The sequence below is a fragment of the Streptococcus sp. NLN76 genome (assembly GCF_015686645.1).
GTDB lineage: Bacteria > Bacillota > Bacilli > Lactobacillales > Streptococcaceae > Streptococcus.
The window spans coordinates 1-9,015 of record NZ_JADPMS010000055.1 but is presented as its reverse complement, the minus strand read 5'-3'; the positions used below and the strand labels follow the sequence as shown (position 1 = coordinate 9,015).

10 protein-coding genes are annotated in these 9,015 nt (G+C 42.8%); 8 read left to right on the top strand and 2 right to left on the bottom strand.

Features of this window, described 5'->3' with window-relative positions; translation table 11 throughout:
* Positions 1-701: 701 nt before the first annotated feature.
* The 7 genes from I1A59_RS08455 (at position 702) to I1A59_RS08425 (ending at position 7,242) form a co-directional block, all read left to right on the top strand.
* On the top strand, positions 702-1,607 hold the full coding sequence (locus I1A59_RS08455; RefSeq protein ID WP_196092339.1) for a LysR family transcriptional regulator: 906 nt from the start codon (positions 702-704) through the stop codon (positions 1,605-1,607).
* A complete protein-coding gene (gene lspA / locus I1A59_RS08450; RefSeq protein ID WP_196092338.1) occupies positions 1,600-2,061 on the top strand; it encodes a signal peptidase II in 462 nt (153 codons plus the stop codon). The genes I1A59_RS08455 and lspA overlap by 8 nt, the downstream gene beginning before the upstream one ends.
* Complete coding sequence (locus tag I1A59_RS08445) at positions 2,051-2,944, top strand: RluA family pseudouridine synthase (RefSeq protein ID WP_196092337.1); 894 nt, start codon at positions 2,051-2,053, stop codon at positions 2,942-2,944. The genes lspA and I1A59_RS08445 overlap by 11 nt, the downstream gene beginning before the upstream one ends.
* Positions 2,945-2,948: 4 nt before the next feature.
* Positions 2,949-4,391 carry an alanine/glycine:cation symporter family protein gene (locus I1A59_RS08440; protein ID WP_196092336.1) on the top strand — a complete coding sequence of 481 codons (1,443 nt, stop codon included), beginning with the start codon at positions 2,949-2,951 and terminating at the stop codon, positions 4,389-4,391.
* A 75-nt stretch (positions 4,392-4,466) separates the two neighbouring features.
* Positions 4,467-5,087, top strand: coding sequence for a copper homeostasis protein CutC (locus I1A59_RS08435; protein ID WP_196092335.1), 621 nt, complete (start codon positions 4,467-4,469; stop codon positions 5,085-5,087).
* Positions 5,087-6,481 (top strand): peroxide stress protein YaaA, encoded by a 1,395-nt coding sequence (yaaA, locus tag I1A59_RS08430; protein WP_196092334.1) that lies wholly within the window; start codon positions 5,087-5,089, stop codon positions 6,479-6,481. The genes I1A59_RS08435 and yaaA overlap by 1 nt, the downstream gene beginning before the upstream one ends.
* Positions 6,482-6,489: 8 nt before the next feature.
* A complete protein-coding gene (locus tag I1A59_RS08425) occupies positions 6,490-7,242 on the top strand; it encodes an NADPH-dependent oxidoreductase (protein ID WP_196092333.1) in 753 nt (250 codons plus the stop codon).
* A gap of 73 nt (positions 7,243-7,315) precedes the next feature.
* Here the strand turns inward: I1A59_RS08425 and I1A59_RS08420 are convergent, their stop codons facing one another.
* Together I1A59_RS08420 and I1A59_RS08415 are read right to left on the bottom strand one after the other, a co-directional pair.
* A complete protein-coding gene (locus I1A59_RS08420; protein ID WP_196092332.1) occupies positions 7,316-7,861 on the bottom strand; it encodes an NADPH-dependent FMN reductase in 546 nt (181 codons plus the stop codon).
* 63 nt (positions 7,862-7,924) lie between these two features.
* A complete protein-coding gene (locus I1A59_RS08415; protein WP_196092331.1) occupies positions 7,925-8,362 on the bottom strand; it encodes a MarR family transcriptional regulator in 438 nt (145 codons plus the stop codon).
* Positions 8,363-8,696: 334 nt separating this feature from the next.
* Between I1A59_RS08415 and I1A59_RS08410 the strand changes: the two genes are divergently transcribed.
* A partial coding sequence (locus tag I1A59_RS08410) for a UPF0236 family protein (protein ID WP_196092330.1) occupies positions 8,697-9,015 on the top strand: 319 nt, incomplete at its 3' end.

Below are 9,015 nucleotides of genomic sequence, written 5' to 3'. Positions count from 1 at the left end.
ACAAAGAGCACACTATTCCACAGGCAACCATACCAGTGTATGGTCCCAAGAGTTCAGCTATGGGACGCTTATCGAGTTTATTTTAGATCGTTCGGAAGGAATAAAGAAGCAGGTCTTCATACCGTAGTGGAATCATTAGCAGTTGAGAAACAACTGCTAAATGACGGAGATTTCGAGACCTTGGCTCGAAATCTAGTGATGCTAAGTGATTCGGGAATCGAATCACTTAGCCATTTACTAAAGGCTGCTTTGTAGAGAGCTTTGCTCTCCTTATCTTGTAACTCAGATAGCATACAATGCTATCTGACCCGCACTACCTAATATGAAGACCTGCATATTAGAAACACTAAGAACGATAAGGTGGAGATTGACTTACTGAATCATTCAATTTGAATGACAATGATATTTATGTGTTTTTGCAATTTTCAAACTGAAATTCACGCACGTCCTAGATTTGAGACTGATTTTTCAAATTTCCGAGAATAACTTGACACATACAATAAGTACGGCAAAGTTGACAAAAACTTCGTTTTTTCAACTAGAATCTCAGACAGTCTACTAGACTGTCTGATCTGACAACGGTTAAATTTGATTTTCAAAGAGTATAGAGTTACTTGTAAGGGCTTTTTTCCTTGATAGACCTAGAATTTTTGGCTGACATAGTGTACAATAGAAGGAAGTTTTTTGAAACAGGTAGGAATATGAATATTCAACAATTGCGGAATGTGGTGGCATTGGCCAATAGTGGCACCTTCCGAGAAGCGGCGGAGAAGTTGTACATTAGTCAACCGAGTTTGTCCATGTCGATTCGGGATTTGGAACAGGAGCTTGGCTTTAAGATTTTTAATCGGACCAATTCAGGGACATTCTTGACCCAAAGGGGGATGCCTTTCTATGAAAAGGCTAAGAATTTGGTTCAGGAATTTGATGTCCTAGAAAATCAATACCAATCTCCAGAAGAAGCAACAGAGTTTTCTGTGGCGGGTCAGCATTATGACTTCTTACCCGATATTTTAAATAAGTTAGCGAGTCTCTGGCCTGAACATCGAGATTTTCGACTGTTTGAATCCACGACCTTGCAAATCCTAGATGAGGTATATAAGGGACACAGTGAGATTGGTCTCTTTTATTTGAACAGTCAAAATGAAAAAGGGATTCAGCAAAAGTTACAGAAAATGGATTTGGAAATACAAGAGCTATTTTCATTCCCGACTCATATTTATCTAGCGGAAAATCATCCCTTGGTTGAAAAAAGTGAGATTTCCATGTCAGACTTGGAGAATTATCCTACGGTTCGCTTTACCCAAGAAAAAGATGAGTACCTCTATTATTCTGAAAACTTTTTTGATACCTCAACGAGTCCGGTGCTTTATGAAGTAACGGATCGGGCAACCTTGAATGGTCTGTTAAAACGGACCCATGGCTATGCGACAGGATCTGGTTTTTTAGACAAGGAAGTGAGTCCGGGGATCGTGGCCTTGCCGGTCAAGGAAGGACGTAAGAATACCATGGTTTGTGCTTACCGTTCAGGTACTGAGTTGTCAGCCATTGCCCAGGACTTCTTGGAATTGCTAGTTGAAGCAGCAGAGGAGATTGGTTATGTCTAGAAAAGTTTTATTGTTGATTCTCGGCTTTTTCTTGATAGTGGGCGACCAACTTTTGAAATCCTGGGTCGTGGACCATATTACCATTGGCGAACAGTTAACCTTCTGGCCGGGAATTATGGATTTGACCTATTTGCAGAATCGAGGAGCCGCATTCTCGATGCTTCAAGGACAGTTTTGGTTTTTCTTCTTAACAACCGCTTTGGCCATGGGAGTCGCTGGCTACTACTTTTTCAAGGCTAGAGTCAATCAATGGGAGCGTCAAGTTGGTTTGGCTTTAATGATGGCTGGGGGTATAGGCAATTTTATTGATCGGGCTAGCCAAGGTTTTGTGGTTGATATGTTCCAACTCACCTTTATCGATTTTGCCGTTTTTAATCTGGCAGATACCTACTTAACTGTTGGAGTTGCTATTTTAATTTTAGATCTCTTAAGGGAGGATGAAGATGGAGTTTAAGGTAGAAATAGGTGGAGAGCGCCTAGACAAGGTCTTGGCTGAAAACACAGAACTATCTCGAAGCCTGGCCAATGAACAGATAAAGGCTGGCCTTGTTCTCGTGAATGGTCAGGCTAAAAAGCCGAGGTATGCTGTCGCGGAAGGGGATATCATCTCTTATCAACTGCCAGAACCGGAGGAATTGGATATCCAGCCAGAGAATCTTCCTCTCGATTTAGTCTATCAAGACCAAGATGTGGCAGTTGTGAATAAGCCACAGGGAATGGTAGTGCACCCGAGCCCTGGCCATCCGAATGAAACCCTTGTCAATGCCTTGCTTTATCATGTCCAAGATTTATCTGGTATCAATGGTGTCATGCGGCCAGGGATTGTCCACCGGATTGACAAGGATACTTCTGGCCTTCTAATGGTCGCCAAAAATGATCAAGCCCATGAAAAACTGGCACAGGAATTAAAAGAAAAAAAATCCCTACGGAAGTATTTGGCCTTGGTGCATGGCAACCTGCCAAGTGACAAGGGAGTGATTGAAGCTCCAATTGGTCGGAGTGAGAAAGATCGGAAGAAGCAGGCAGTCCAAGCCAGTGGCAAACCCGCCCTCACTCGTTTCACAGTCTTGGAACGCTTTGGGAACTATAGTCTTGTGGAGTTGCAGTTAGAAACAGGTCGTACCCATCAAATTCGGGTTCACATGGCTTACATTGGTCACCCAGTTGCCGGTGATCCACTCTATGGCCCAAAGAAAACCTTGAGTGGTCATGGACAATTTCTGCATGCGGCTCAGCTGGGCTTCACGCATCCTCGAACTGGGGAAACAATGGTGTTTTCAGCACCTTTACCGGATATTTTTGAAAAAAATCTAGAGCAATTAAGAAAGGATTACTAAGTAAATGGATTTCGTCAGAACGCTGTCTGATTGGATTTGGAGCCCAGCATTGCTGGCTTTTCTAATTGGAGCAGGTTTGTATTTCACAATTCGTACCAAGTTTGTTCAAATTCGGATGATTCCAGAAATGATTCGGATGATGTTTGAAAAACCTGAGGATGGACAAGGAATATCTTCTTTCCAAGCACTTTCAGTAGCTCTTTCTGGTCGAGTCGGGACTGGGAATATTACGGGTGTTGCCACGGCCATTGCATTTGGTGGACCAGGAGCTGTTTTTTGGATGTGGGTGATTGCCTTTGTCGGGGCTGGATCTGCCTTTGTGGAGACAACCCTAGGTCAAGTCTATAAAGAAGAGGTCGATGGTCATTTTTACGGTGGTCCAGCCTACTATATCGAAAAAGGGCTTAAATTAAGGAAATTGGCGATGGCCATGGCTTTTATTTTAGCGTTCTCCTTTGCCTTTCTCATGTCTGGGATTCAGGTTAATGGAATCAGTGTGGCTATGAATAATGCCTTGAGTATTCCTCCACTTGCTACTACCTTGGTGGTAGTAGCTGCACTTTTGATGATTGTTTTGGGTGGAATTCAGCGTATTGCTAAAATTGCGGAAGTTGTGGTTCCTTTTATGGCAGGTATTTACCTCCTAATGGTTTTCGTGATTATTTTTGCGAATTTCGATCAAGTTATCCCTGTCTTCCAGTTGATTTTTAATTCTGCGTTTGGGTTAGAACCTATGTTTGCGGGCTTGCTTGGTTCAGCCATTTCTTATGGGGTTAAACGGGGAGTTTACTCAAACGAAGCTGGACAAGGGTCTCAAGTTGCTGCTGCAGCGTCTGCCCAAGTTTCCCATCCAGTTAAACAAGGTTTGGTACAAGCCTTTTCTGTCTACATCGATACACTATTTGTTTGCACAGGGACAGCTTTAGTCATTCTTTTGACCAAGTCTTACAATGTTTTTGATGCGAATTCAAATCCGGTGGTGGCCCATTTGGCAGATACCAACCCCGATCGTGCAGGTGCTCTCTATACGCAAACGGCTCTTTCTTCTGTTTTAGGCAACTTCGGACCTGTATTTGTGGCCCTTGCGCTGGTATTTTTTGCCTTTACAACCTTGATGAGTTATTACTATATTGCGGAAACCAATCTTCGCTATTTGTTGAAGCCTGAAAAGTTGAAAGTTCCCCTTACGATTATGCAGATTTTGATGGTAGGGATGTTGATTTACTCAGGAATTGCTTCTAGTCAAATGGCTTGGACCATGGGGGAGATTGCTAGTGGAATTACCGTTTGGCTCAACGTTACCGCTATTCTCTTCCTTTCCCCTCTTGCGTTTACATTATTGAAAGATTATGAAAAACAAAGAAAAGAAGGGAAAAATCCTGATTTCAACCCAACTAGTCTGGGTGTTAAAAACGCTGCTTACTGGGAGCAGCGGGCGAAAAAATAGAGTACCAGTCAACTCAGGTCAACAGCGACCTGAGTTTTTTGTATAATAAGAATAGGAATACATGGAGGTGAACAAATGTTATACGAATTTTGTACGGAAGATGTCAAGTTGATTCCTTTTGCTTTGGAGGCAGGGGCAGAGCGTGTGGAGTTGTGTGGAGATTTGTCTGTAGGAGGTGTTACTCCGAGTCCAGAAATGATTGAAGAAGCGCTACCACTGGGTCTTCCCATTGCACTCATGATTCGTCCACGAGGTGGGGATTTCGTCTATAGTCCAGAAGAAGTGGAGCTAATGGTGGAGCAGATTCAAGTTTCCAAGGAGATGGGAATCCAGTCCTTTGTTTTTGGGGCTTTATTGAAAGATGGAAGCTTGGACAAAGAAAATCTTCAAAAGCTCTTGAAGGCAGTGGGTGATGACGAAGCTGTTTTCCATATGGCCTTTGACCAAATTCCTTGGGAACAACGCTTGGAGTCCTTGGATTGGTTAGCTCAAGCTGGATTTAAACGAATTCTGACTCACGGTGGTCCGCAAGATCAAGATATCTGGTTCTATGCAGAGCAGCTTGATCAAATCGTCGCACGCGCCGCTGGGAAAATTGAGATTTTGCTTGGCGGAGGGATCAATCTAGAAAATCGTGATAAAATTGCTCAACGGTTTGGCGTAGATCAACTTCATGGGACCAAGGTTGTTGGCTAATGGACTGGCGTTCAAGCTTTTTTCAAAATCCCATTTATGAACAGAGACTGGAAGCTGTTGGTTTTTTTAAGGATGGGGATACCTATCACTACCAGGAACTCTTGGAGGAGGTGGAGCTTGCGCTCCGCCTCCAATGGGATTCTCAAGCGTCCAAGATGGACATCAGTCTCTGGGATCCTCACGCGGAGTCTGATTATCCTTTGGCTTTTATTCCTTCTAGCAAGGGGGCTTATGTTGGCCAAGTGCGGGAGGTGTTATGGGACCGATTAGGTCACATGGAGAGGCTGATCAGTCAACCTCCAACAGTCTTTTCCGATCAAGCAGAATCTCTGCTTCAACTGGTAACTATTCGTTGGGGTTGGGAGTTAGAATTTCTTTGGACAGCTCATCCCAAAGCGGCCGTCTTTCGTTATGGCTCCAAACAAAGTTGGTTTGGAGTGGTTCAGGAAATCGATTGGGTTAAAATTGATCCGCGCAATGAAGGTCCAGTCACGATTTTAACCGTCAAGTCTGACCAGGTTTCGGAGCTCATTAAAAGCCACAAGGCTTATCCAGGCTTCCATATGAACAAGAAGTACTGGGTTAGCATTCCCTTGGATGGTCGTTATCCACATGAAGAGATCCTAAGTCACTTGGTTAAATCCTATCACATGATTGGAGGAGACCTGACATTAGAAAGGAAAATGATGAAGATTTTACTGCCCACAGCTAAGGAATTAGATATGTCTGGGACGTTTACGGAAAGCCAGCCACTATCTCCAGCTGGTCAAGCTGTCCTTGAGGCTTTAGAGCAAGTTGAAGACTGGTCGGCTTTTTTCAAATTAAAAGAGGATAAGGCAAAGGAAGAAGAAGACCGCTTCACAGCTTTGCGTCAAGGCCAGGCTAAGAGCAAGCCAGCTCTGCAACTTTTTAATGGGCTCATGTATCGGCAATTCAATCGCGAACAAGTTGACAATCCTTTCTGGAACCAAGTCTACATTACCTCTAGTCTTTATGGATGTGTACCTATTTTGACTCCCATGGCGGCTCATCGCTTGGACTTTCAAGTTCCCCTCCAAGTAGCGGGACAAAGTTTGAGTCAATTCTGGCGTCCCCATTTTGATGCTGCGATCGGCAAAGATGCCGTGCTTTCTCTGCTCTCATCTGAATTTGAGCAAGTATTCTCCAAGGAAGTCAGAGACAATTTTATCCGAATCCAATTTAAAGAAAAAAAGGGAGGTGTCTTCAAAACGCACTCCACTATCTCCAAAAAAGGGCGGGGTCTATTAATCCAAGCCCTGGCGGAAAATCCGATTCAAGAATTGGAGGAAATTAAAGATATGAATGTGGCAGGCTTTGTCTATCAAGAGGAATTATCGGATTCCAAGGATTGGATTTTTGTCCGAGAAATATAGGAGGTATCATGAACGAAACCATTCAATCGCTATTACACCATCGTAGTATTCGAAAATTTCGCCAGCAAGAGCTAGCACAAGAAGAATTGAATCTCCTATTGGAGGTTGCCCAACAGGCTCCAACCAGCAACTTCCGGCAATCCTATTCAATCCTAAGCATTACAGATCCGAGCCTGAAGAAGGAATTAGCTGAAATTGGCCAGCAGGCTTACATCGAGTCTGCCCCACAGCTCTTTGTTTTCTTAGTGGACCAGGCAAGAAATACGAAAATTGCAGAAGCACAAGGTGCGCCGGCACTGGTACAAGGTAGCCCAGAACGCTTCTTATCTGCTTATGCAGATGCCCTCTTGGCAGCTCAGAACATGGTAGTGGCTGCAGAAAGCCTAGGGATTGGAACTGTCTACCTCGGCAGCATCCTTAACGATCCCAAGCAACTTTGCCAACTTCTGGCTTTACCAGAATATGTCTACCCAGCCGTAGGCCTGGCTTTAGGTTGGCCGGATCAGGATCCGCAGATCAAGCCTCGCTTACCAAGAAAGATCATCCACATGGAAAACCAGTATCAAGAATTGGAAAATCCGAGCCAGGCTCTCGAAGGTTATGATAAAGAAATTGAAGCCTACTATGATCTTCGCTCCTTTAACAATCGCCTCGAAGCCTTCACAAGCAAAATTTCGAAAGAAATGGCTCACTCACCTGCTAAAAGAGCAGAAACCCTAGCGGCCTTACAGGATCAAGGCTTCTTTAGAGGAGAAGATTAAACATTAAATAATGCTAAAAACCTTTGCTTTATTGTGAGCAAAGGTTTTTTGGTGTTCTAACTTTTTTCGACTATTAGTTGAGGGCTTCAAGAAGAGCATCAGCTTGTTTGTTCAAATCAGCGATAACTTCTTCAGAAGCAACGAATGTACCATCTACCCAAGCAGAGTCATTCACACGTGATGTAGTCACTTGGTCCACAAATTGAGTGCGGATAAATGGCATCAAGTTGCGATAGATGTCTGCAGCTTGGTCGTGACCACCGTTAGCCACAAGGGATACAGTAGATACCTTGTCTTGCAAAGCAGAAGCTCCAGTAGTATCTGAAAGATCCAACGCACGGCTGAGCCAGTCTAGAAGGTTTTTAACAGATCCAGGAATAGAGAAGTTGTAGACTGGTGAGAAGATCCAGATAGCATCTGCAGCTTGGACAGCTTCACGAGCAGCAGCAACAGGAGCTGGAGTTGGAACTTCCAAGTCTTGAGAAAAGACAGGGACATCTTTCCAATCTAAGTAGCTAACATTGGCTTTGCCTTCAAGGACTTTTTCAGCTGTTTCAGCCATTTGTTTGTTGAAGGAACCTTCACGTAGTGAGCCGACGATAAATAGAATATTTTTCATTTCTTATTCTCCTTTTTCTTTACAAATCATAGTATAGAACATTTATTACTAATTAGCAACAATTTAGCTCAAGTTTTTAAATTTTTTCAAAATCCGAATTAAATCTTCTTTATCCTCTTGGGTTAAAACAGAAAGAGCTTCCTTGACATAAGCGATATGTTCAGGATAAATAGCTTCAATTTGTTCCTTACCTTGGGGAGTTAATTCAATCAGGAAGGCTCGGCGATCCGAAGGATCGCAAACACGCGTAATCAGACCATCCCGCTCCATATTGCGGATAATAACGGTCATGTTCCCTGAGGTTGCTAACATACGATCAGTCAAATCTTGAATCCGTATTTTACCCTTGGCATAAAGAGTATCGAGAACGGAGAATTGACTCGGGGTTAAACCATGATCCCGTGCCGCCTTTTGCTCCAAACAGCGAATGGAACGATCAGCCTTTCGGAAAACAATCATGGTTTTTAAATCTAAGACTTCTTTTTCAAATAATTCTTTCATGACCTTATTGTACCAAAAAATAACTAATTAGTACAATTGAAACCAATCAAAACCAGTTTCATAACCTATAGCAATCCAAGGTAAAATGCTCTAACGAACGAGGGGATCCTTAATGTTAAAAGCATATCTGAAATAATGGTATAGAGATGACTTTTAACATTTGCGGCTGATGTCATTTAGTATCTGGATATCAATAACCAAAATTTTTGTTTTGACGACAAATGAGATAAATAAGCTTGGTTAGTGTAAAATAATTCTCGGTAGCCGATTGAAAAAAATAAAAAAGTCCTATATCCTAGGAAGTGCAAAATCAACCCGAAAGGATATAGAACCTATGACTATTGTATCAGAGATTTTCGAGAAATTAAAGGACTGTCAAAATTTATCCGAAGTTGAGGAAGTTTTTTCATTGCTTTTTTCTGAGTTATTCATAGATTCTCTAAGCCACTGTCTAGAATTGCTGGATAAATTTCTGATTCAGCCCTATTTAGAAGATGGTTGGTCTATTGATCGTTTGGAGGAACGTCAGATAACCTTTTTGTTTGATACAGTAACTTTTAAACGCCGTCGTCTTCGGAAACAAGGTGAGAAAAGTTTCATTCCTTTAGATAGGGCCTTAGGTCTGGAACCGCGCCAACATTTCAGTCCATTGT